Here is a 23,685-nt window from a genome sequence, read left to right as displayed (position 1 = left end):
ACCGCCAGGCCCAGCTCGTCACCGTGTCGCCGGTATTGTTTTCCCGATGATCGGCAATTCGATCTCGCGCGGCCCGTGCTCCTGCAACAGGCGGTGACGATTACGATAGACAACCAACTCCTTTTCATGCGCGGGATAATTAGCTGGGGTAGGTATACGCGCTACTTCTTCAAACTGATCCGATGAAAGTACCCGCTCAAAACGCTGCATCACCGCCAGATCGTTCCAAAACCCAGGTTGCGCCACCACATATTCAATGCGGAGATTATCGATACGTGCGCTGATAGCCGCTTCGTCCAGGTCCTTTTCCTTGATGCCAAGTTCGCGCCGTACGGCGACGCTGAGCAAAATTTTGTCAGCACGCACGACGGAAAGATCGCGGCGATCTTCACGCGTCCGCATGTTGAACACAAAAGCGCCATCCCGGTACCCTGAAAATAGCACCGCCGTGTCGCGTGCGGCCTTGCGCGAGACGAAATCCGCCGCTTCGGCATAGCCCCCGACGTGATGGACCGGGCGCATCCAGACTGTTTGGGCAAGTACCAATGCCGCCAGCGCAGCACACGCCAGCGCAGCCACTCTTGTTGGCAACAATCGTGACAGGGCCACGGCTGCGCTTAACACGACAGGCGGCAGAATGAACAACGAGTGGCGTGCTTCTTTCAAGTCGATCGACGAAAAGAATACATAGCCCACCATGAACCAGAGGCCCCAAAACAACGCATCACCATGCAAGGTGCCGGTGGTACGTCGACGCCACAGCAAAGTAGCGCTTCCCAGCACAGCCACCGCGAGCAACGGCCATCCAAGTTGGCTTGGCAAACGCTGAAAATACCATGTCCAACCCGACAGCGAGCGCCGCGATACCACTGAATCGGCAATGCCGGTAGCCGACTGAATGTTCGCCTGCCCGAACTTTAATGTCAGCACGACAAGTGGAATGAGCGCGATCACGCCGAGGATGGCGGCTACCCAGATATGACGGTCCCGCAGCAACGCGGCGCGGCGCTCTGTGAGAAGGGTAAGCAGATAAACAATTGCCAGAAAACCAGCCGTCAGCTTGGTGTATATGGCCATCACCAGCAGGGCGAGTGAAAGGTAGAGCCAACGTGGGGATTGCTCGCGCCGATAGCGGGTGAAGAACACGGCGCTCCATACTATGAACGCCAGACTCGGAATCTCGAGCATGACCTGACGGCCCCAGAATGCGATTTCGGGCGCGGCAACCAGCATGACCGTTGCGGCAAGTGCTTGCCATTTATCCAGCCAAAAACTGAACAGTTTCCAACTTCCCCAAGAAAAAGCGACATAGTGGAGCGCTATTACCAGGAGAGCGGTCTGCTCGGACACGCCGAACAAGGCATAGAACGGAGCACTGATCAGATACAGCAGCGGAGGGTAGAACAGAATTGTTAGTGCCGGATACTTGGCATAGTACGCATAGGCGAATCCAGCAGGATCTCCAAATGGCGCAGCGGCGAACAGGTCTTTCACGAAAACGCCGTTTAACGCATGGCGCGGCGCGTCACTCCACGAAAAAGTATTGCTGGAGGGGCCTTCGAGGAATAGCAAGCCTACAAGCGATAACAGTATGCACAGGATGACCCATTGCTGCACTCCGGAGCGCTGAAGATCCATGCCGGCCCTCTAAGGTTATCAAATTTTAATTTCGCTAGATTACTTTTTAATAAATATTTTTACAACAAGTTAACCATATATCGATACTATGTCGTGCAAATACACCACAGTGAGGTGACCCCATCCGTAGCATGCTTTGAGGCAACTTGGCACGGCAAACCCGCGCCTTCTGCCGGGCGCGAATGAAAAAGGGCCGCTCGTCGCGGCCCTACTTCCATCTGCAGCGTTGCTGCTTACCAGATGATCACGCGGTCCTTCGGCGCCAGGTACATCTTGTCGCCTTCCTTCACGCCGAAGGCTTCGTAGAAGCCCGGCTGGTTCTTCAGCGTGCCGTTGGCGCGGAACTGGCCCGGCGAGTGCGGGTCGGTCTTGACCTGGGCGATCTGGGCCGGCTCGCGCATCTTCGAGCGCCACACCTGGCCCCAGCCCATGTAGAAGCGCTGGTCGCCGGTTAGGCCGTTGATCACCGGGGCCGGCTTGCCTTTCAGCGACAGCTTATAGGCCTTGTAGGCGATCGCCAGGCCCGAGTTGTCGCCGATGTTCTCGCCCAGGGTCAGTTCGCCGTTCACGTTGTAGCCCGGCAGCGGACTGTAGCCTGCGTACTGCTGGATCAGGACCTTGGTCTTCTCGGCAAACTTCTTGCCGTCTTCCTCGGTCCACCAGTTGCGCATGTTGCCGTCGCCATCGTACTGCGAACCCTGGTCGTCGAAGCCGTGACTGATCTCGTGGCCGATCACGGCGCCGATGCCGCCGTAGTTCACCGCGTCGTCGGCCTTGGCGTCGAAGAACGGCGGCTGCAGGATCGCGGCCGGGAACACGATCTCGTTCAGTTCCGGGTTGTAGTAGGCGTTCACGGTCTGCGGCGTCATGCCCCACTCGTCGCGGTCGATCGGCTTGCCCAGCTTGTTCAGCTCGCGCTGGTATTCGACTTCGCGCGAACGCATCACGTTGCCGACCAGGTCGTCACGCTTGACGTTCAGCGACGAGTAATCCTTCCACTTGTTCGGGTAGCCGATCTTCGGGGTGAACTTGGCCAGCTTGGCCTGCGCTTCCTTCTTGGTGGCGGGGCTCATCCAGTCCAGGGTGTCGATCGACGAGCGGTAGGCTTCGAGCAGGTTCTTCACCAGCACTTCCATGCGCGCCTTGCGCTCGGCCGGGAAGTGCTCCTTCACGTACAGCTTGCCCACCGCGTCGCCCAGCGCGCCTTCGATGGTCGACACGCCGCGCTTCCAGCGCGGTTCCAGCTTCGGCGCGCCCGACAGCGTGGTGCCGTGGAAGGCGAAGCGCTGGTCGACGAAGGCCTTCGACAGGTAGTTCGCGTAGCCGTTCACGGTGTGCAGCTGCAGGTAGACCTTCCAGGTCTCGAGCGGCACGCGGTTCAGGATCTCGGCCATCCCCTTCAGGTAGCTCGGCTGGCTGACGATCACGTAGTCGGCCTTGCCCTGGATGCCCGCTTCCTGCAGCCAGGCGTTCCAGTCGTAGCCCGGCGCCATCTCGGCCAGCTTGCTCAGCTCGACCTTGTTGTAGGCCTTGATCGGGTCGCGGTTCTCGACCTTGGTCCACTGGACGCGCGCCAGTTCGGTTTCCAGGTCGACCACGGCCTTGGCATTCGCGGCGGCATTCTTGTCGCCCGACAGCGCCAGCATCTTTTCCACGTGCTGCTGGTACTTGGCGCGGGTGTCGGCCAGCTTGGCGTCATCGAGCTTCAGGTAGTAGTCGCGGTCCGGCATGCCCAGGCCGCCCTGGTACAGGTCGGCCACGTACTTGGTCGAATCCTTGGCATCCTGGTGGATATAGAAGCCGAACGGGGTGGTGACGCCGATGCGACCCAGGCGCGCGAAGGTGGCCGGCAGTTCGGCCTTGTCCTTGATGGCCGCGATTTTCGCCAGTTCGCCCTTGAGCGGAGCGATGCCCAGCTTCTCGAGGCGCGCTTCGTCCATGTAGCTGGCGAAGAAGTCGCCGATCAGCTGCTCTTCCGAGCCGGCGCGCGGGTTTTTGGTGGCGGCCGAGCGCTCGATGATGGCGCGCAGCTGCGGCTGGGTGTCGTCGTGCAGCTTGTGGAAGGCGCCCCAGCTCGACTTGTCGGCCGGGATCTCGACGGTCTTGAGCCACTTGCCGTTCAGGTGCTGGAAGAAGTCGTCCTGCGGGCGGACGCTCGGCTCGACGTATTCGAGCGCGATGCCGGCCGACAGCTTCGGCACGGCCTTGGCGCCGGTGGTGGTCTTCGCGGATTCTGCCTGGGCCATCGAGGCCACCAGCACGAGCGCCGCGGCGCTCAGCAAATGTCGTTTCATGCGGATCTCTCTATCGATGTCTTGTGCGCGTCATGGTGAAACGGGCCGGAAGCTTGCGCTGCCGGCCCGTCGGGCTTACCTGCTTACCAGATGATGACGCGGTCCTGCGGCGCCAGGTACATCTTGTCGCCCGGCTTGACGTTGAAGGCCTCGTAGAACTCAGGCATGTTCATCACGGTGCCGTTGGCGCGGAACTGGCCGGGCGAGTGCGGGTCGGTCTTGACCTGGTTGATCTGCTGCGCTTCGCGCATCTTCGAACGCCACACCTGGCCGAAGCCCATGAAGAAGCGCTGGTCGCCGGTCAGGCCGTCGATCACCGGCGCCGGTTTGCCGTTCAGCGACAGTTTATAGGCCTTGTACGCGATCGACAGGCCGGCGTTGTCGCCGATGTTCTCGCCCAGGGTCAGCTCGCCGTTCACGTTATAGCCCGGCAGCGGGCTGAAACCGTTGAACTGCTTGACCAGCTTGTCGGTGCGGGCCTTGAAGGCGGCCTTGTCCGACTCGGTCCACCAGTTGCGCAGGTTGCCGTCGCCGTCCGACTGGCTGCCCTTGTCGTCGAAGCCGTGGCCGATCTCGTGGCCGATCACGGCGCCGATCGCGCCGTAGTTGACCGCGTCGTCGGCGCGCATGTCGAAGAACGGCGGCTGCAGGATCGCGGCCGGGAACACGATCTCGTTGGTCGTGCTGCGGTAGTAGGCGTTCACGGTCTGCGGGGTCATGCCCCATTCGGTGCGGTCGACCGGCTTGCCCAGCTTGTTCAGCTGGTAGTTGTAGCGGAAGGTCGCGGTGCGCATCGCGTTGCCGATCAGGTCGTCACGCTTGATGCTCAGCTTCGAGTAGTCGCGCCACTTGTCCGGGTAGCCGATCTTCGGGGTGAACTTGGCCAGCTTGGCGCGGGCTTCCTTCTTGGTCTCCGGGCTCATCCACTCCAGGTTGTCGATCGACTGGCCGTAGGCGACGATCAGGTTCTTCACCAGCTCTTCCATGCGCGCCTTGCGCTCGGCCGGGAAGTGCTCCTTCACGTACAGCTTGCCGACCGCTTCGCCCAGCGCGCTCTCGACCGCGCCGACGCCGCGCTTCCACAGCGGTGCCTGCTCGGCCACGCCGCTCAGGGCGGTGCCGTAGAACGAGAAGCTCTGCTCCACGAAGGCTTTCGAGAGCAGCGGCGAGAATTCACGCAGCAGCTGCCATTCGAAGTAGGACTTCAGGGTCGACAGCTCGGTCTTGGCCAGCACCTCGTTCAGGCCCTGGAAGTAGCTCGGCTGGTTGACGATGATGGTGTCGACCTTGTTGCCGATGCCGGAAGCGCCCAGCGCCGCCTTCCAGTCGTAGCCCGGAGCCAGCTTGCCCAGCTCGGCCACGCTCATCTTGTTGTAGCGCTTGACCGGATCGCGGTTCTCGACGCGGGTCCACTGCACCTTGGCCAGTTCGGTCTCGAAGTCGACGATGGCCTTGGCCTGGGCCGCGGCATCCTTCTCGCCGGCCAGCGCCAGGGTCTTCTCGACGTGCGCCAGGTACTTGGTGCGCACTTCGGCCAGCTTGGCGTCGTCCTGCTTCAGGTAGTAGTCGCGGTCCGGCATACCCAGGCCGCTCTGCGAGATGTACACGACGTGCTCGGTCGAGTTGCGCATGTCCTGGCTGACGTAGATGCCGTACGGGGTCGAGACGCCGATCTTCGACAGGCGTGCGACCAGGTTCGGCAGGCCCTTCTTGTCCTTCAGGGTACGGATCTTCTGCAGTTCGCCGGCGAGCGGCTTGGTGCCCAGGGCTTCGCGGCGCGCTTCATCCATGTAGCTGGCGTACAGGTCGCCGATCTTCTGGGTTTCCGACCCGGTCTTGGCCGACTTGTCGGCCTGGGCCGCCTCGATGATGGACTTGATCTGCGGCGTGGTGTCGTCGCGCAGTTTCATGAAGGTGCCCCAGCTCGCCTTGTCGCTCGGGATCTCGGTCTCCTTCAGCCACTTGCCGTTCAGGTAGGTGAAGAAGTCGTCCTGCGGACGCACGCTGGTATCGATGTACTGGGTGTCGACGCCCGAAATCGGTGCGGCAACCGGCTTGGCGCTGGCTGCGGCTGCTGCGCTGGTCGAATTGTCCGCCGCGTTGGCAAAAGCTGCCGCCAGGGCCAGCGTCAGGGTGCTCAAAAGGATTCGCTTCACGGATGGGTCCTCAGTTGCTTGATTGCTTGGAGTGGAAAAAAGCGGCCGGCTTGTGGCCGGTCTTCAGGATGTGCGTCATCAGAGCTTGAGCTCCAGGCGCACGCCGACAGTCGCGTAGGTACGCGCCTGGGTTGCCGTGTAGACCTCAGGCACGGTGACGAAACGCGCCGTGTCGTAGTTCTGCGCCAGCAGATTGTTGCCGAACACGCGCAGCTGCGTGTTCGCGGAAAAACGCCAGAGGCCATACAGGTCGAGCTGGCGCTTGGAGCCGGCACGCGACAGCTCTTCGTCGCTCAGCTGCACCAGCACCTCCGGGGTCCAGTTCAGGCTCGCACCCAGGGTCAGCGGCATCGACTTCAGGCGCCAGTCGGCGCCCAGGTTGCCGGTCTGCCCGGCCTGGCCGTCGAGGCGGTTGTACGGGCCGCGGATGCCTTCGACATCCGACCAGAAGCGGCTGTAGTTGGCGCGCAGGTCGACGTTCGGCGCGTCCTGCATCAGGTCGGCGAGCGTGAGCTTGGCCTCCAGCTCGATGCCGCTGGTTTTCGCCTTGCCGACGTTGACCGGACGCGAGATCCAGCGTGCGCCCTGCGCGGTCGGCACTTCCAGCACCACGCGGCGGATCAGGTCATCCACGTTGCGGACGAAACCGCTGGCCGAGACGATGCCGGTCTTGCCGATGTAATGTTCGTAGGCGATGTCGAGGCCGGTCGCAAGCTCCGGCTTCAGGGCCGGATTGCCGCTGCGGTCCGGGCGCACGAAGGAATTGTCGGCCGAAACGGTCGGCGCGGCGATCATGTCGTTCAGCGGCGCGCCGCGGTAGCTGCGCGTGACGCTGGCGCGCAGCTGGTCCTTCTCGGTGCCGGGCAGGCGCCAGACGGTGTGCAGCACCGGCGACCACACGCGGCTGGTGTTGTTCACGTCGTTCGCACGGCCCTTACTGGTAGTGCGGATGCCTTCCCAGCGCAGGCCGAGATACGCCGACCAGCGCTCGGTGATGTCCCATTCGTCCTGCACGAACAGGGCCACGCGGCGCTGTTCCGCCGTCAGGTTGGCGCCGGATTCCTCGTACAGCGGGCCGCCGTCGTCCTCCGAGACCTGGGTCTGCTCCAGGCGCGTGCCTTCCAGGTCCCAGCCCACCGCCAGCAAGTGGCCCTTGCCGACCGGCCTGGTGTACTTGCCGGAGTTCTGCAGGCCGCGGTAGCGCGTATCGCCCTGGTCGTTGTAGACGCGCAGCGGCTTCCCATCGAAACCGAAGGTGCGGCGCAGGCTGCTGCTGTCGTTGTTCATGCCGCCGCCGCTGAGCTTGAAGTCCAGCTTGGCGCCGCCTTCCATCCGGTGCAGCCAGTTCGTCATCACGCGCACGAAGGCGGCATCCGACTCGGATTCCTGCGCCAGGCGCGCATACACCGGCGTGCCGCCCAGGCGGTCGACCTCGTTGTTCAGGCGGCTGTTGCTGCGGTTGACGCCGATGAAAGGCTGGACCGTCAGCGTATCCTTGTTGTCGAAGGTGTAGGTGAAGCGCGGGGTCGCATGCAGGCCGGTCGAGTGGGCGTCGCTGCGGCCTGCTAGCTGCTGCTCGCTGTCCAGCGTGCCGTCGCGGCGCTCGATCCGGTCGTAGGTCTCGCTCTCGTTCTCGCTGCGGTTCTGGCTCACCATCACATTGGTCAGCCAGGACAGCTTGCCCGACTTGCCGGGGACGGCCACCGACACGTTAGGCGAATGCTGGCCGCGCGTCACGCTGTCGCTCAGGCGCACCTGCCGGTCCTTCTGCTGGTAGCCTTCGCGCAGGATGATGTTGATGGTGCCGGCGATGGCTTGGGTGCTGTGCTCCGCGACCGGGCCGCGCATCACTTCGATGCGCTCGACCTGGTCGGGCGGCAGCGACTCGAGCGAGAAGCCCGGCGGCGGACGCTCGCCGTTGACCAGCATCTGGGTATAACCGTTGCCCATGCCGCGCATGCGCACGCCGCCGCCGCCGCGGCCGCCCGGTGCGCCACCCATGGTCACGCCCGGCAGGCGCTTGAGGATGTCGCCGACGTTGCTGTCGCCGTTGCGGTCCAGTTCTTCACGGCCGAACACCATCTTGCCGGCCGTGGACAGGCGGCGCTGGTCGGTGTCGTTGGCACGGCTGCCGCTGACGGTTACCTGCTGCATTTTTTCTTCGGCGGCCGGCTGTCGTGCCGCCTGGCCCTGCCCCGGGACGGTCCCGGCGACCTTCCCCTGCTGTGCCGGCGTGATCTGGCCAGCTTCCGTCGACTGGCCTGCGGCCTGGGCCAGCCCCGAGCCGAGCATCGCCACGCAGGCGATCGATACGATTTTCTTCATTCTTATAATATTTTTTGACATCCCGCCCACCGTCCTCGACGGCAGGGGCTCCGGCCATTCTAGCGGGTGCGCAAGGGGCGGCAACGGCCCGGCGGGCTTTTTTACTTTTCGATACATGCAATCGGGGCCATCTCGCATATGCATGTGTTGGTACGTCACAACAACGGGTCATACGCACCAGTGCGTTGCTGCACGGAATGTAGAATCCGGAGCACGCGCGGGCATAAAAAAGCCCGCGGAGGGGGCCGCGGGCAAAGACCACTTCAAAAGTGGAGAGAGAGAAAAACTGAGATTGAATATAGGTCCCTGCCCCCGCGTTCGCTTCGACTCTTACAATTGCTTACCAAGCTGGACAATCCGTAACAGCTGTGCGCATTGTTCCCACGATTTATCGGGGCCGCGCCTGGGTTTGGCCTGCTTCGGAGCAGTGCCCGGCGTTCGGGTTTATACTGGACTTGCGCTAACTCATGCTTCTTAGCGACGCAAGCAGCGAAGTCAGCGCTCACATTGGGTGAACCATGGGCTCCACTTTCAAGAATTCCTGTCTCGTCGGCCTGGGCGCCATTGCCGGGGTCGCGGTCACCATGCAGTTTTCGGCGCTGGCCCAGAAACCGGTCGAGGCCGGCATGCCGATGGCCGAGCTGCGCCAGCTGGCGGACGTCTACGGCGTCATCAAGTCCACCTACGTCGAGCCGGTCGAAGACAAGGCGCTGCTGTCGCAGGCGATTTCCGGCATGGTGGCCTCGCTCGACCCGCACTCTGCCTACCTCGACCCGCGCGCCTACCGCGAGCTGCGTGAAGGCACCGAAGGGCGCTTCGTCGGCCTGGGGATCGAGATTTCCGAGAGCGAGGACGGTTACGTGGAAATCGTCGCCCCCATCGAGGATTCGCCCGCCTGGCATGCCGGCATCAAGGAGGGCGACCTGATCACCCAGATCGACGGCCATCCGGTGCAGGGCCTGCCGATCGACGAGGCGATCAAGCGCATGCGCGGCGAGCCGGGCACCAGGGTCACGCTGACGATCGCGCGCAAGGACAGTCCCGCCCCGCTGCGCTTCACCATCGCGCGCGGTGAAATCGTCCAGAAGAGCGTCAAGGCGAAGATGGTGGCGCCGGGCTATGCCTGGCTGCGCATCGCGCAGTTCCAGGAACCGACCGTGGACGACATGGCGGCAAAGCTGCAGGCCCTGTACCGCGACAATCCCGACATGAAGGGCCTGGTGCTCGACCTGCGCAACGATCCGGGCGGTCTGCTGCAGGGCGCGATCGGCGTCGCTGCGGCCTTCCTGCCCAAGGACGCCGAAATCGTCTCCACCAATGGCCAATTGGCCGATTCGCGCCAGCGCTTCTACGGCCGCCCCGAGTTCTACATGCTGCGCAGCGGCGCCGATCCGCTGGCCAGCCTGCCGCCGGCCATCAAGAAACTGCCGATGGTGGTGCTGGTGAACACCGGCTCGGCCTCGGCCTCCGAGATCGTGGCCGGCGCGCTGCAGGACTACAAACGCGCCACCATCCTGGGCAGCCAGACCTTCGGCAAGGGCTCGGTGCAGACCATCCGCCCGATCGGCCACGACGCCGCCGTCAAGCTGACGACGGCGCGCTACTACACCCCGGCCGGGCGCTCGATCCAGGCGCGCGGCATCGTGCCCGACGTGCCGGTCGACGAAACGCTCGATGGCGACGGCCTGAACGCCCTGCGCATGCGCGAGGCCGACCTTGAACGGCACCTGTCGAACGACCGCGAGAAAGAAGCCGCCACCCGCCAGCAGGACATCGAAGAGCAGATGCGCCTGTGGGCCGATGCGCGCGCGCGCAAGCCGGTCGACTACGGCAGCGCCGACGACTTCCAGCTGGCCCAGGCGCTGCGCCACCTCAAGGGAGAAAAGGTGCAGCTGTCCAAGCGTGCCGGTTCGACCGGTACCACGCTGGCGCAGCACGCACGCTGAAGCCTAGGTTTTCCGCTCTAAAGTGCCGGTTCCGACAATTCCCAGGTCCGGTCCGAGGGTGTAGAATCGGCGCATCTTGCGGGCAACTCCCGTTATTTCCTTTGAAAGTCTTAACATGAAACCTGTCGTGATCAGCGGCACCGGCCTGTTTACGCCGCCGTATTCCATCTCCAACGACGAGCTGGTAACGGCGTACAACGCCTACGTCGAGCTGTACAACCAGGAACACGCCGCCGCGATCGCGGCCGGCGAGACCGCCGCGCTGGAACCGTCGAGCAGCGCCTTCATCGAGAAAGCCTCCGGCATCAAGTCGCGCTACGTGATGGAAAAGGAAGGCATCCTCGACCCGGCCCACATGACCGCCCGCATCCCGGAGCGCGCCGACGAGCAGGTGTCGCTGCAGGCCGAGATGTGCGTGGCCGCCGCGCGCGAAGCCCTGGACCGGGCCGGCAAGCAGGCGTCCGACATCGACATGGTGCTGGTGGCCTGCTCGAACATGCAGCGCCCCTACCCGGCCATGGCGGTCGAGGTGCAGGACGCGCTCGGCATCGAGGGCTTCGGCTTCGACATGAACGTGGCCTGCTCCTCGGCCACCTTCGGCATCCAGACCGCGGTCGACGCGGTGCGCAGCGGCCGTGCGCGCGCCGTCCTGATGCTGAACCCGGAAATCACCAGCGGCCACCTGAACTTCCGCGACCGCGACAGCCACTTCATCTTCGGCGATGCCTGCACGGCAGTGATCCTGGAAGCGGCGGATACTGCGACCAGCACGCACCAGTGGGAGATCCTGGACAGCAAGCTGAAGACCAAGTTCTCGAACAACATCCGCAACAACTTCGGCTTCATGAACCGCTTCGACGAAGCCGGCATCGGCGCGCCGGACAAGCTGTTCCGCCAGCAGGGCCGCAAGGTGTTCAAGGAAGTCTGCCCGATGGCCGCCGAAACGATCGCCGACACGGTCAGGAATGCGGGCCTGAAGATCGAGGACGTGTCGCGCTACTGGCTGCACCAGGCCAACCTGAACATGAACCTGCTGATCACCCGCACCCTGCTGGGCCGCGATGCGGAGCCGAACGAAGCGCCGGTGATCCTCGACACCTATGCCAACACCTCGTCGGCCGGGTCGATCATTGCGTTCCACAAGTACCAGGACGACCTGCCGAGCGGCGCGAACGGCGTCATCTGCTCGTTCGGCGCCGGTTACTCGATCGGCTGCGTGGTCGTTCGCAAGAAGTAATCGCCTATCACCGCGTGGGCGGCTTTGCCGCCCACGCGGTGATAGTCAACGTTCAAATTGCCGCGCAGGCTGATCCAGCGTGATTTGAACGCGTGGGCGGGAGACCCGCCCACCCTACACTTGCCCCGTTCACAACCGTGCGGCCAGTTCAGCCCCCTCCCGGATCGCCCGCTTCGCATCCAGCTCCGCCGCCAGCGCGGCTCCGCCGATCTTGTAAAAGCGCGGCCCGCCCTTGTCCCCGTCGGCCGGCATCAGCTCCGCCAGGCTCTCCTGCCCGGCGCAGATCACCACGTTGTCCACGTCCAGCAGGCGCGATTCGCCCCCGACCGTGATGTGCAGGCCGGCGTCGTCGATGCGTTCGTACTGCACTCCCGCCAGCATCTGCACGCCGTTACGCACCAGGGTGGCGCGGTGCACCCAGCCCGAGGTCTTGCCCAGGCCTGCGCCGGGACGGGTGCTCTTGCGCTGCAGGAGCCAGACCTGGCGCGGCGGCTGCGGTTTCACAGGCCGGGTCAAGCCGCCCGCCGTGGCGGAGAAGGGATCGACGCCCCACTCGCCCATCCAGTGCGCCTTCGGCACCGGCAGCGGCACGTCGGGATCGTGCACCAGGAACTCGCCCATGTCGAAACCGATGCCGCCCGCGCCGACGATGGCCACGCGCCGGCCCACCGGCTTCCCTTCGCGCAGCACGTCGAGGTAGCTCAGCACCTTCGGGTGCTCGATGCCGGGAATCGCCGGCTTGCGGGTGGTGATGCCGGTGGCAACGATCACGTCGTCATAGCCTGCCGCCAGCAGCTCGTCGCGGCTGACGCGCCGGTTCAGCTGCACGTCCACGCCCGTGAGTTCCAGCTTGCGCCCGAAGTAGCGGATGGTCTCGGCGAATTCCTCCTTGCCCGGCACGCGCATGGCGACGTTGAACTGGCCGCCGATGCGGTCCAGCGCATCGAACAGGGTGACCTGGTGCCCGCGCTCGGCCGCCACGGTGGCCGCCGACAGGCCGGCCGGGCCGGCGCCGACCACGGCGATGCGGCGCGGGCGCGCAGTCTTGCGAAACACCAGCTCGGTCTCGTGGCAGGCGCGCGGATTTACCAGGCAGCTGGCGCGCTTGTTCGAGAAGGTGTGATCCAGGCAGGCCTGGTTACAGGCGATGCAGGTGTTGATCTCGTCGCTGCGCCCGCTAGCCGCCTTGGCGACCCAATCCGGGTCGGCCAGGAAGGGCCGCGCCATCGACACCATGTCGGCACTGCCCTGCGCCAGCAGGGCTTCGGCATCGATCGGCATGTTGATGCGGTTCGACGCCACCACCGGAATCCTGACCTCGCTTCGCAAGCGTCCCGCCACCTCGGCGAAAACGGCGCGCGGCACCGAGGTCACGATGGTGGGAACGCGCGCCTCGTGCCAGCCGTAGCCGGTGTTCAGGATCGTGACGCCGGCCGCTTCCAGGGCCTGCGCCACCGCCACTACTTCGTCCCAGGTATTGCCGCCTTCGACCAGGTCGAGCACCGAGTGGCGGTACATCAGGATGAAGTCGGGACCGACCGTGGCGCGGATGCGGCGCACCACCTCGACGGCGAGGCGCATGCGGTTCTCGATGCTGCCACCCCATTCGTCCGTACGCTTGTTGGTGCGCGCGCACAGGAACTGGTTCAGCAGGTAACCCTCGCTGCCCATCACCTCGACGCCGTCGTAGCCGGCCATCTGCGCCAGCCTGGCGCAGCGCGCGTAGGCGGCGATAGTGGCCTCGATGCCGCCGGCGTCGAGCGCCTTCGGCTTGAACTTCGAGATCGGCGACTTGACGCTGGACGCCGACACCACGAAGGGCTGGTAGCCGTAGCGGCCCGCGTGCAGGATCTGCAGCACGATCTTGCCGCCCTCCTCGTGCACGGCGCGCGTGACGCGCCGGTGATTCGGCACGTCACCGATGAAATTCAGGGTGCCGCCAAAGGGCAGCAGCCAGCCCTGGCGGTTCGGCGAGATGCCGCCGGTGACGATCAGGCCGGCGCCGCCGCGCGCGCGTTCGCGGTAGAACGCGGCCAGCTTGCCGTAGTTATAAAAACGGTCTTCGAGCCCGGTGTGCATCGAGCCCATGATCACGCGGTTCTTCAGGGTCGTGAAACCGAGATCGAGCGGCGCGAGGAGATGAGGATAGGTGGAATGCGTCATCCCGGCATTACACCGGGATTTCGTGGAGCGTTGTTACTAAAGTTTTTACGACGCCACTGCTGCCGCGCCTTCAGGAAACGTGGAATTCGCGCTCGCGCAGCTCGGCGAATGCTTCGATGCTGCCGATATTGATGACAACCGGATTCAGGCTCGCGTTCGGCGACATCGAGCGCCAGGCAAACTGCCATTCCTTTTCCCTGGACAGCCCCAGGCTCTTGGAGAACGCGGCGCCCAGCGGCGAGCGGACGCCGTATTCGACCTGGCCGTCGATGCCGGCCCAGTTGGGCAAGGTGCGCTGTACCGCGCGGTGCAGGCGCTCGCCGAATTCTTCGGTGTTGTGGATGACCAGGCAGCGCTCGGCGCGGCTGAACACGTCGAACAGGCTCTTGTCCCAGGCGGTGGAAAAGGACAGGGCCAGGAAGCCGCCGTCGGGCAGGAGGCGGAACTGGCCGCGCAGCGCGGCTTCGAGTTCGTCTTGCGGACCGTAGCGGTACAGGGTGGGGGGGCGTTGGTAGTCGTGCATTCTTTACTCGATCATTCGTTGGGCGCGGGCGGACGGGGATGCTGGAGCGACAGCATGTGCTGCATGCGCATGAAGCGCGAGGCAATGAAGATCTCGCGCAGGAAGTAGACGAAGCTGCTGATCAGTCCGACCATCGCGACCACGAACAGTCCGGCGATGTACTGGTCCAGCGGCAGGTTGGTGGTATCGCCCAGGAACAGCAGTCCGATCACCAGGCAGACCATCAGGCCGCAGCCGGTGCTGGAGGCGATCGCGGTGTTGATCAGGTGCGAGCGGACGTAGAGCGTCTCGAGTTCGGACGAGTATTCGGCATTCGGGCCGTCCTTGAGCCGGTCTTCGAGCACGCGGGTACGGTCGATGATGCGCGCCAGCCGGTTGGTCAGCACGCTCAGCTTGGTCGCCACGCCAGTCAGCAGGAATACCGGGGCGATCGCCAGCTGGATGACGTGGCCGATGTCGCTGATCTGGATGTTCATGAAAACAGAAATGTTGTTGTAGGTTTGTTTGTAGTGTAGCAGCCGGAACCCGGTCCCGGCACCCCGGGGGCTTCAATCAAAGCGGCCGTGGCGCTTGAACTGCTCGGTTGCACTCACCAGTGCGCGGGCGATGCCGGTCTCGAGGGCGCCGTGGCCGCCGTCCGGAATCATGTGCAGCTTCGCGCCCGGCCAGGCCTGGTGCAAGCGCCAGGCCGACAGCGGCGGGCAGATCACGTCGTAGCGGCCCTGCACGATGGTGGCCGGCAGGTGGGCGATGCGGCCGATGTCGCGCACCAGCTGGTCTTCGTCGAGGAAGGCGCCGTGCAGCATGTAGTGCGACTCGAGGCGGCCCACGCCGAGGTCGAGCGCGTCGGACGAGGCTTCCTCGGGCTGCGGCAGCAGGAACACGCGGCGGCCCTCGAAGCGGCTCCAGGCGCGCGCGGCCGGCCAGTATACGGCGGGATCGTCGCACAGCAGGCGCTCGGCATAGGCCTTGAGCAGGTCGCCGCGCTCGGCCGCCGGGATGGGCGCCACGAATTCCTCGTACAGCTCCGGATAGAACCACTTGACGCCGTTGATGAACCAGTCGACCTCTGCCTTCGTGCACAGGAAGATCCCGCGCAGCACGAAACCGAGGCAGCGCTCGGGATGCGCCTGGCCGTAGGCCAGCGCCAGCGTCGAGCCCCAGGAGCCGCCGAACACCAGCCATTGCGAAATGCCGAACATGGCGCGCAGGCGCTCGATGTCGTCGATCAGGAGCTGGGTCGTGTTGTTGCGCCATTCGCCCAGCGGGGTCGACTTGCCGGCCCCACGCTGGTCGAACAGGATCACGCGGTAGGCGTTCGGGTCGAAGAAGCGCCGGTGCTGCGGCGACAGCCCGGCGCCCGGCCCGCCATGCAGGAACAGCACCGGGATGCCATTGGGGTTGCCGACTTCTTCCCAGTAGATCGTGTGCAGCTCGTCGACGGCGAGCATGCCGTGGCGGATCGGCTGGATCGGCGGGAACAGGGACGGCGGTGTGGCAGGCATGGCGCTACTCTCTCGGCAGGGGATGGCCGATTGTAGCCTACCGGTCTGCGTCAGAAGAAGGTGTTCAGCGCTTCGAGCACGTCGTAGGCGTCGTCCACCGTCAGCAAGACTTGCCACTTGTCGAAGGTCGTGCAGGGGTGCGAAATGCCGCAGCCGACCAGGTCGCCCACGCGCAGGCTGTCGCGGATCTCGCCCTCCGGCAGCGACAGGTAGGCGTGCTGGTCGTTCATCTTGACGATCTCGCAGCCGGGCGGCAGTGCGGCCGGCGCCGCTGCTGCGCTGCCGGGGCGGTGCGTGACCAGCGGCGTCGGCAGCGCCTCGTCATAGGAAGCGTCGCGCTTGCCCATCGTGAGGATGGCAAGACCGGGCTCCGGGCGCGACTGCACCATGCTCCAGACTTCCAGCGCCGGCCGCAGGCCTTCGCCGTGCGCTTCGCGCGCGTCGAGCTGGGCCAGCAGACGCTTGTAGGAACCGTGGTCGCTGGTGAGATAACAGCCGCTGCGCAGCACGGCGCGCACGGGACGCGACAGGCCGGCCACGCCATGGAAACCGCGCGCGACCAGGTCGAAATAGGACGAGCCGCCGGCCGACAACAGGATCTCGGCGCCGCCGAACAGGCCGTCCTGGTCGGCCTGTTTGACCAGCTCCACCAGCTGGGCCAGGAAGGCGTTGACGGCGCGGATGTCGGCCTCGCGGTCGTGCGTCACCAACAGGCCTTCGTAGCCTTCGAAACCTGCAAGGCGCAGGCCGTCGGCAGCGGCAATGGCGCGCGCCACCGTCATCGCTTCTTCGCCGCTCCGGCAGCCGGCGCGCTTGCCGGCCAGGCCGAGTTCGACCAGCACCGGCAGCGGACGCGCCAGGCTGCGCGCGGTGACCGCCTGCGATAGGCACGCCACGCCATCGAGCGAATCGGCCAGGACAAAACATTCGAAATCCGGATCCTCATGCAGCAGCGCCAGCACCGCTTCGATGTCGGCGCGCGCCACCAGCTGGTTGGCCAGCAGCACGCGGCGCACGTTGAAGCGGTGCGCCACCTGCACTTGCGTGGCGCTGGCGAGGGTGATGCCCCAGGCGCCGTTGGCCAGCTGGGCGGCAAAGAGCTGCGGGCTCATGGTGGTCTTGCCGTGCGGGGCCAGGGTGGCGCCGTGGCGCGCGCAGAAGGCCTTCATCCAGGCCAGGTTGTGGGCAAGCGCCGAGGCCTTGAGCACGGCGACCGGGAAGGAGGTGTCGCCGCGCAGCACGTTCCAACCCTGCACGCCGATGGCGCCCTGGCGCAGCGGCTCCGTCAGGGGCAGGCCCTTGGTACCGGGCAGCAGGGTTTGTTCGTCGAGGCTGGACAGGGCGAGGCCGTCGCGGGGCAAGGTGTGCATAAACCTTTGAGCGTTATCAAGTACATGAGACTAGCCAGTATAGGGTCTAGAACTTTAGCCGGAAACGTCTGACAGGACAGTGATGCAATGAGATGTTGCATCTACGCGGTAAAAAATTAAGCTTAGTATATCAAGGTGTGTGGCTCACCAACAAAGAAAGATAGCGCGTAATTAAGCTAGATCAGCGCTAATTCAAACTAACCCAAAACTACGTCAGAACTTTCGCAGAAATATTCGGCTAGTTCCTCAAAGAAAAAATCTCAAGGCTTCTACATCGAGTGCAACTGGCGTTGATTAACTACCGACATTTCGTTCAGTTAATACTCTGCAAAAATATTTCGAACTCTGTTCCTAATTTTCTTTTCCATATACGTTAAAGTTAGATGCCAATCAATATAAAATATATTTCCACATGAGAAGATGTCTTTAGGCAACTAATGTTGGTTGTCGCAACTAGGAGAGAAAAATGAACGAACTTACTAATGAGGAACTGGAAATCATTTCTGGCGCGGGCAAGATCGCAGAAGTCTTCGACGACCTCGAATATGTCGTTGAGCGTGCTGATCGGCTATATGATAAGGCAATTAAGACGACTACTAATATGATGTGCCGCTTTACTGGCAAGTGCTAATCTAGTTAATGAAGACGCGGGCAACCGCGTCTTCAAATACCAAAAAACCAAGATACCTTCAAATTATGAAAAAAGAAATAATTGAAAAGAATATTTCAATTTGGAATATTTTGGTCGCGGTGCTGCTCGCAAAAATGTTTGCATTGTTCGCGCTTCTCTATTTAAAAAATAATACTACCTTGAATGTAGGAATTTCAACATTTACTTCGAGATTAATAGAGCTAATCATCTTTTTATGGTTAATATCGGAATTTTACAAGCCTATCCAAGTTTGGCTAAGTCCTATATTAGTTCGCAATAGATGCAATGGCGAAAAGCACGATATGTGGAAAACAATCTTTCTCATCTTCGTGTTTTCTGCAATTTCTCGATATTTTATCGAAATAATAACTATTGGCATTACGTCAGTTTTGGATCCGCAAGCAATTGATGATATACGTATGTCTTCCAACGACGAAGGTATCGCTAAGCTGTTCCGACTGCTAGTCGAAGGTAAAGTACTAGCACAGATAACTATTGTGCCACTCGTTGAAGAAATAATTTATCGTGGGATTCTATTTAACTATTTTCTGAGGCGTCAGAAAGCATTAGTCGCACTTGTTTTGACCTCAGCAATATTTGCTATCCCCCATGGGAATTCTTTTGCGGCCTTCCTGGGAGGCATTGTGTTTGGTAGTATCTACCTTTATACCGGGCGTTTAGCTTATTGCGTTCTTGCCCATGCCACCACTAACTTTACAATTGTAGCGTTATATATATTCCCAGAAAAGACATTTACCTTCTTTGCTGAGGATGCTATTACCCCCTTGCCACACTTGATAGCTATATCTGCGGCCATTACGTGGCTATTTGGTTTTGGAATTTACTATCTGAAACAATTATGGAAAAAATTAGACAGCTCGTTTGATGCAGAGTTCAACAAAAACGGGGAATCCTGAAAATGTTAACATTGATCTGCACAATTTCCCTGTCTTATTTAGCAATTATTTTATTTTTAAGCGGCTTACGAAATTTAGAATTGCCGACTGGAAAAATAATTTTCAATAGTGATTTGCTCGTGAAATTAGCGAAAAACCCTTCTTTTTCGTTAGTTAATGTAACCTTTGGCGTTATATTACTAGCTTCATCAAACAATACTTTGCTTGTTAGCATATCCGTATTCACCGGGACAATAGTTATCGCCGGGCTTTATATCGAGTATAAAAATCCTCAACAAGCATGCAATTGCTTCGGCTCCGCTGTAAATGGAAAAACGGTCAATCTAATTTTAAAATTGTTTAGCATTGCCTCTGCCCTAATAATAACTGCAGCAATTGCGAATGAAAAAGTATCTGATACTCGTCAATACTGGTGGATTAATGTCTTCGCAGCCCTTTGTGCAATCGTCTTTTTTTACAGACACGTTAAATCTAAAACTCAAAGTATAGATTCCCCACAAAACATACATGACTCTTTGAGCAAAGTAGGAAGCGTATGGCCTCCTGCGCAGCTTATAGGATTAGATTCAAATAATCAGCAATTTCTTTTGTCAGACTTAAAGCAATATTCACCTTTGGCGTTAGTGATAGTTGTATCAACACAGTGCTCTCACTGCAAACAGCTACTTCCTGACATCACGAGATTCTCACAATGCTTTGGCGAGCGCTTAACTACAGTTGTGGTCTTCGAAGAAGAACCCAACGTTTCAGATTTAGGCAAATCGCTCGTTTTACACGATCCTAACAAAAATTTAATTTTAAACGTAAATGCTGAAGGGACACCATTTGCCTTGCTATTTCAATCAAAAAATATGAAACAAATCGCTCCTATTGCTTATGGCTCAGAGAAAATTCGGATATTGTTTGCTCTCGCGCTTAATGTTATTGCACGCTCGACATAGCGATATGAAGTAGTGATTTCTTTAATTTTCACAATAATACCGTATTCAAGTTCATGCTCATTAACAATGATTGACGCCAGTTCGAATTATCAGCCCCTTAAAATAAACAATCAGTAGGCTTCATAAATTTATCTTTCACAAACCGTTTTCATAATTTTATCGATAGGAAAGCGTATTCATATCAGATGTAACAACTGAGAGCAAACAACTATAAGTTACTGATAATTATCATAAACCACATTAATGCTTGTGCACACTATATTCTCCTGTTATATAAATCACGCCTATTAATACGTTGTCGACGAATAACCGAATTTCGCGTTGATGATTGAATAAAGCCAGATATTATAATGCATTTTTAGGAAAACTATCTTGCGCGACGCCGTTACTACTTCAGACAAGGATTCAGAAAACATGCCTTCTGAACGTTTTCCCGCACCTCCGCTTAGCAAGTTATTTCGTCATCAAGCTGTCGAGTATGCAACTGTTCATCAGTATGGCACCGTCATGCTGACTCGTCCTGTTAGTCATGTGGTTCTCACCTGCGTTTTCGCAGCGTTGGCATTGCTGCTCATTGCGTTTTTCGCTTTTTTCGAGACGACTCGAAAGGCCACCATCCAAGGCATGTTGGTTCCCACTTCTGGCGTGATCCGAGTTTTTTCCAATCAAGTCGGTGTGATTAAAGAAGTCAGTATTAAGGAAGGCCAGTTTGTACGCGAAGGAGATATTTTGTTTGTTGTTTCGAGTGAGCGAAGTACCTCCGACCCGCGTTCCACAGAGGCCGTGATTTCCGAATTATTGGAACAGCGGCGCGCCAGCTTTCATAATGAATTGCACCAAGCTAGGACGCAGGCCATACAGCACCGCGCAGCGCTGCAGCAGCGTGCACAGGGTCTGCTTTGGGAAATTGAGCGACTAAATTATCAAGCGCTCATGCAGAAACAGCGTATTGCCTTGTCAGAACAGACCGTGGCACGTTTCGCGCAGTTGGAGGCAACCAATTACATCTCGACGGCGCAACTGCAGGAACGTGAAGCCGAGCTGCTCGACCAACAGCAGCGCCTGCTCGAAATTGAACGTATCCGGTCCGTGACCAACCGGGACTTAACCAGCACCCGAGCGGAGGAACAGAATATTGCAGTGCAAGCCCAGCGCGACGAAAACGCCTTGCGTCGCAATGCCTCGACCATCGAACAGGACTTAACCGAGAACGAGGCGCGACGCGAAGTTCTTGTACGGGCGCGCAAGAGGGGCACGATTACAGTGATTGCCGCGAACATTGGCCAGACCGTCAGTACCGGAACCTCCTTGGCATCGATCCTGCCGGAAGGGAACAAGCTCGAGGCTGAAATGTATGTGCCGTCCCGAACGGTCGGTTTTATTAAGCCCGGCATGATGGCCTTGGTGCGCTACCAGGCATTTCCATACCAGAAGTTTGGCCAACACCCTGCCCGCGTGCGCGAGGTTGCCACTACCTCAGTGCGCCCCGAGGAACTGCCCACCTCCGCAGCAGCAATGCCTGGAGCGGCCCAGTCGGAACCGGTTTACCGCATCCGGCTTGAGCTCGACCAACAAAGTGTTCGTACATACGGCGCAGCGATGCCGCTACGCTCGGGAATGTTGGTGGAAGCCAGCGTTATGCTCGATAGACGCAAGCTCTATGAATGGGTCCTGGAACCGGTGTTCAGCATTTCGGGCCGCATGTGAGCGGGTGAGGCTTCCCACATTTTTCTGCGTGCAGTTTTCGTTCATGTGAGCGCTCCTACCTTGTGATTGCACCTGATATGCAACTTTCTATTCTTCCCCAATTAGCTTTCTGGAACAGCCGCCGGCTACCCGTTCTGTTGCAGACGGAAGGATCCGAATGTGGACTTGCATGCGTAGCGATGGTTACTAGCTACTGGGGCCACCGGATCGATATTCCGAGCATGCGTCATCGCTTTTCGGTATCTATGAAAGGGGTGAATTTAAAGGGTCTGATGGCGATGGCGGACGGCTTGTCCTTGCAGACGCGTCCGCTCAAGCTAGACCTCCAGCATTTGCCTGAACTGAAGTTACCCTGCATTCTGCATTGGGACCTGAACCACTTTGTCGTGCTGAAGTCAATATCGGCTAAGCATGCCGTTGTGCATGATCCGGCCGTCGGCGAACGATGCATGCCAATGGACGAGTTCGCCAAGCACTTCACAGGCATCTCACTGGAACTGACGCCGACCGCAAATTTCGCGGCCAAGGAAGAGCGCCAACAATTTTCCTTGTTCTCGCTGATGGGACGCGTGGTCGGCCTACGCCGCAGCCTTACCCAAGTCCTCGCACTCGGTCTGGCGCTGCAAGTCTGTGCCCTCATCGCGCCCTTTTACATGCAATGGATCGTAGACGAAGCCCTGCTGGCATCAGATCGCGACCTAATTACGGTGCTGGGTTGCGGCTTCTTGGTACTTGTGCTGCTACAGACTGCAATCGGCGGCGTACGCTCATGGGTCACTACCGTGCTGTCTACCAGCCTAAACCTGCAATGGCTGGGCAACGCCTTCGGTCACCTTCTGAAACTGCCTCTCCCCTACTTCGAGAAGCGCCACACCGGCGACGTTGTCTCGCGTTTCGGTTCGATCCGGCAGATCCAGACTAGTCTCACGACCCAGTTCGTTGAAGGGATCATCGATGGTATGCTGGTGCTAGGTACCTTAGCCATGATGCTGTTATATAACACTAAGCTAGCCGCCGTCGCCTGCGTTGCCGTGCTGCTCTATGCGCTATTACGCTGGGCAATATTCCGCCCAATGCGCGATGCCAATTCCGAACAAATCATCCACGCCGCGAAGCAACAGAGTCATTTCATAGAAACAGTGCGCGGCATGCAGAGCATCCGCATATTTGGACGTAGCGAAGAGCGCCGTTCGAGTTGGATGAACTCGCTGGCCGACGAGTTCAACGCTGAGTTGCGTATTGCCAGGCTGAGCGTCTCATATCAGACGGCGAATACTCTACTATTTAGCGGGGAGCGCGTGATCGTGATCTGGCTTGCAGCCCTCGCCGTGCTCAGCAATGAATTCTCGGTCGGGATGGTGTTCGCCTTCATCAGTTATAAGGACCAGTTCAGCCAGCGCATGGCCAGTCTGATCGACAAGCTGTTCGAACTGCGAATGATGCGCTTACATGGCGAGCGCGTGGCCGACATCGTGTTGGCGGAAGCGGAACGGGATGATGATGCAGCCGAGATCGACGCAAGCGATATCATTCCCTCGATTGAAATCAAAAACCTGAGTTTCCGTTATTCGGACAGCGAACCCGAAGTCATCCGTGAGCTCAACCTGAGTATCCCCGCCGGCCAATGCGTAGCGATCACAGGACCGTCGGGTTGCGGCAAGACGACCCTAATGAAGCTGCTACTTGGTCTGCTAACGCCGACCGGAGGCGAAATCCGTGTTGGTGGGATACCCCTAATCACGCTCGGCCTGTCGAACTACCGCCATATGTTGGGCACAGTCATGCAGGACGATACCCTGTTTGCAGGGTCGATCTCGGACAACATCAGTTTCTTCGATCCTATGGTCGACATGCAGCGAGTCTATCAATGCGCTGAGCTCGCCGCCATCGCAGCCGAAATCGCCGCCATGCCGATGGCCTTTAATACGCTGATCGGCGATATCGGCACTGGCTTGTCGGGCGGCCAGAAGCAGCGCATCCTGCTGGCACGGGCACTGTACAAGAACCCGAAAATCCTGGTTCTGGACGAAGCAACCAGCCACCTAGACGTGTGGAATGAGCAGGCCGTCAACCAGGCCATCCAGCAGATTCCGCTCACCCGCATCATCGTCGCCCACCGTCCGGAAACCATCCAGATGGCAGAGCGCGTAATCGTTCTGCATAATGGCCAAGTCGCCCAGGATGTCATGAAGCCGGTTCCTGAAGACAAGCAGGCCGCGTGACGACGGTAGTCTCCTAAAGAACAGCCCGGACAATTGCTCGTCCGGGTTGTTCTTTTCAGCTCAAGCGCCTAGTTAGCACCCTCTGCCAA

At 60.1% G+C, this 23,685-nt stretch carries 16 protein-coding genes; 7 read left to right on the top strand and 9 right to left on the bottom strand.

The window, feature by feature from the left end; genetic code table 11:
• Positions 1–18: 18 nt before the first annotated feature.
• The 4 genes from AB3347_RS08415 to AB3347_RS08400 all read right to left on the bottom strand — a co-directional run bounded on the left by AB3347_RS08415 (position 19) and on the right by AB3347_RS08400 (position 8,413).
• Positions 19–1,638 carry a glycosyltransferase family 39 protein gene (locus tag AB3347_RS08415; RefSeq protein WP_369091332.1) on the bottom strand — a complete coding sequence of 540 codons (1,620 nt, stop codon included), beginning with the start codon at positions 1,636–1,638 and terminating at the stop codon, positions 19–21.
• Positions 1,639–1,871: 233 nt separating this feature from the next.
• Positions 1,872–3,932, bottom strand: a complete 2,061-nt coding sequence (locus AB3347_RS08410; protein WP_369091331.1) for a M13 family metallopeptidase — start codon at positions 3,930–3,932, stop codon at positions 1,872–1,874.
• A gap of 83 nt (positions 3,933–4,015) precedes the next feature.
• Positions 4,016–6,088: a M13 family metallopeptidase gene (locus tag AB3347_RS08405; RefSeq protein ID WP_369091330.1), complete on the bottom strand. Its 2,073-nt coding sequence runs from the start codon at positions 6,086–6,088 to the stop codon at positions 4,016–4,018.
• Between the two features lie 78 nt (positions 6,089–6,166).
• Positions 6,167–8,413, bottom strand: coding sequence for a TonB-dependent receptor plug domain-containing protein (locus AB3347_RS08400; RefSeq protein ID WP_369091329.1), 2,247 nt, complete (start codon positions 8,411–8,413; stop codon positions 6,167–6,169).
• A gap of 518 nt (positions 8,414–8,931) precedes the next feature.
• On the opposite strand from AB3347_RS08400, the gene AB3347_RS08395 reads away from it, so the two are divergent.
• Positions 8,932–10,359: a S41 family peptidase gene (locus AB3347_RS08395; RefSeq protein WP_369091328.1), complete on the top strand. Its 1,428-nt coding sequence runs from the start codon at positions 8,932–8,934 to the stop codon at positions 10,357–10,359.
• A 115-nt stretch (positions 10,360–10,474) separates the two neighbouring features.
• Positions 10,475–11,596, top strand: coding sequence for a beta-ketoacyl-ACP synthase III (locus tag AB3347_RS08390; protein ID WP_369091327.1), 1,122 nt, complete (start codon positions 10,475–10,477; stop codon positions 11,594–11,596).
• Positions 11,597–11,725: 129 nt separating this feature from the next.
• Here the strand turns inward: AB3347_RS08390 and AB3347_RS08385 are convergent, their stop codons facing one another.
• The 5 genes from AB3347_RS08385 to AB3347_RS08365 form a co-directional block, all read right to left on the bottom strand.
• On the bottom strand, positions 11,726–13,759 hold the full coding sequence (locus AB3347_RS08385; RefSeq protein ID WP_369091326.1) for an FAD-dependent oxidoreductase: 2,034 nt from the start codon (positions 13,757–13,759) through the stop codon (positions 11,726–11,728).
• A 70-nt stretch (positions 13,760–13,829) separates the two neighbouring features.
• Positions 13,830–14,282, bottom strand: a complete 453-nt coding sequence (locus tag AB3347_RS08380) for a hypothetical protein (RefSeq protein ID WP_369091325.1) — start codon at positions 14,280–14,282, stop codon at positions 13,830–13,832.
• 11 nt (positions 14,283–14,293) lie between these two features.
• Positions 14,294–14,758, bottom strand: a complete 465-nt coding sequence (locus AB3347_RS08375) for a DUF2721 domain-containing protein (RefSeq protein ID WP_369091324.1) — start codon at positions 14,756–14,758, stop codon at positions 14,294–14,296.
• 72 nt (positions 14,759–14,830) lie between these two features.
• Positions 14,831–15,787 (bottom strand): prolyl aminopeptidase, encoded by a 957-nt coding sequence (pip, locus tag AB3347_RS08370; protein WP_369091323.1) that lies wholly within the window; start codon positions 15,785–15,787, stop codon positions 14,831–14,833.
• Positions 15,788–15,837: 50 nt separating this feature from the next.
• The gene (locus tag AB3347_RS08365; RefSeq protein WP_369091322.1) at positions 15,838–17,157 is read right to left on the bottom strand and encodes an amino acid deaminase; all 1,320 of its coding nucleotides are present in this window, start codon (positions 17,155–17,157) and stop codon (positions 15,838–15,840) included.
• Positions 17,158–17,623: 466 nt separating this feature from the next.
• Here AB3347_RS08365 and AB3347_RS08360 point away from each other — a divergent pair, with 466 nt between their 5' ends.
• The 5 genes from AB3347_RS08360 (at position 17,624) to AB3347_RS08340 (ending at position 23,596) form a co-directional block, all read left to right on the top strand.
• Positions 17,624–17,788, top strand: a complete 165-nt coding sequence (locus AB3347_RS08360; protein WP_369091321.1) for a hypothetical protein — start codon at positions 17,624–17,626, stop codon at positions 17,786–17,788.
• Positions 17,789–17,853: 65 nt separating this feature from the next.
• A complete protein-coding gene (locus AB3347_RS08355; protein WP_369091320.1) occupies positions 17,854–18,726 on the top strand; it encodes a lysostaphin resistance A-like protein in 873 nt (290 codons plus the stop codon).
• 2 nt (positions 18,727–18,728) lie between these two features.
• Complete coding sequence (locus tag AB3347_RS08350; RefSeq protein WP_369091319.1) at positions 18,729–19,667, top strand: hypothetical protein; 939 nt, start codon at positions 18,729–18,731, stop codon at positions 19,665–19,667.
• A 372-nt stretch (positions 19,668–20,039) separates the two neighbouring features.
• Entirely contained in the window at positions 20,040–21,374 is a 1,335-nt protein-coding gene (locus AB3347_RS08345) for an HlyD family secretion protein (protein WP_369091318.1), read from the top strand.
• Positions 21,375–21,451: 77 nt separating this feature from the next.
• Entirely contained in the window at positions 21,452–23,596 is a 2,145-nt protein-coding gene (locus tag AB3347_RS08340; RefSeq protein WP_369091317.1) for a peptidase domain-containing ABC transporter, read from the top strand.
• Positions 23,597–23,685: the final 89 nt, after the last annotated feature.

The sequence above is a fragment of the Massilia sp. X63 genome (assembly GCF_041023745.1).
Classification (GTDB): domain Bacteria; phylum Pseudomonadota; class Gammaproteobacteria; order Burkholderiales; family Burkholderiaceae_D; genus Telluria.
This window is presented reverse-complemented; position numbering and strand designations above follow the sequence as displayed.

Bases quoted from the DNA above. Each gene is read 5' to 3' on its own strand.
- AB3347_RS08380 (WP_369091325.1), bottom strand. From the start codon at position 14,282: ATGCACGACTACCAACGCCCCCCCACCCTGTACCGCTACGGTCCGCAA.
- AB3347_RS08365 (WP_369091322.1), bottom strand. From the start codon at position 17,157: ATGCACACCTTGCCCCGCGACGGCCTCGCCCTGTCCAGCCTCGACGAA.
- AB3347_RS08375 (WP_369091324.1), bottom strand. From the start codon at position 14,758: ATGAACATCCAGATCAGCGACATCGGCCACGTCATCCAGCTGGCGATC.
- AB3347_RS08415 (WP_369091332.1), bottom strand. From the start codon at position 1,638: ATGGATCTTCAGCGCTCCGGAGTGCAGCAATGGGTCATCCTGTGCATA.
- AB3347_RS08340 (WP_369091317.1), top strand. From the start codon at position 21,452: ATGCAACTTTCTATTCTTCCCCAATTAGCTTTCTGGAACAGCCGCCGG.
- AB3347_RS08395 (WP_369091328.1), top strand. From the start codon at position 8,932: ATGGGCTCCACTTTCAAGAATTCCTGTCTCGTCGGCCTGGGCGCCATT.
- AB3347_RS08360 (WP_369091321.1), top strand. From the start codon at position 17,624: ATGAACGAACTTACTAATGAGGAACTGGAAATCATTTCTGGCGCGGGC.
- AB3347_RS08390 (WP_369091327.1), top strand. From the start codon at position 10,475: ATGAAACCTGTCGTGATCAGCGGCACCGGCCTGTTTACGCCGCCGTAT.
- AB3347_RS08350 (WP_369091319.1), top strand. From the start codon at position 18,729: ATGTTAACATTGATCTGCACAATTTCCCTGTCTTATTTAGCAATTATT.
- pip (WP_369091323.1), bottom strand. From the start codon at position 15,787: ATGCCTGCCACACCGCCGTCCCTGTTCCCGCCGATCCAGCCGATCCGC.
- AB3347_RS08385 (WP_369091326.1), bottom strand. From the start codon at position 13,759: ATGACGCATTCCACCTATCCTCATCTCCTCGCGCCGCTCGATCTCGGT.
- AB3347_RS08400 (WP_369091329.1), bottom strand. From the start codon at position 8,413: ATGAAGAAAATCGTATCGATCGCCTGCGTGGCGATGCTCGGCTCGGGG.
- AB3347_RS08410 (WP_369091331.1), bottom strand. From the start codon at position 3,932: ATGAAACGACATTTGCTGAGCGCCGCGGCGCTCGTGCTGGTGGCCTCG.
- AB3347_RS08355 (WP_369091320.1), top strand. From the start codon at position 17,854: ATGAAAAAAGAAATAATTGAAAAGAATATTTCAATTTGGAATATTTTG.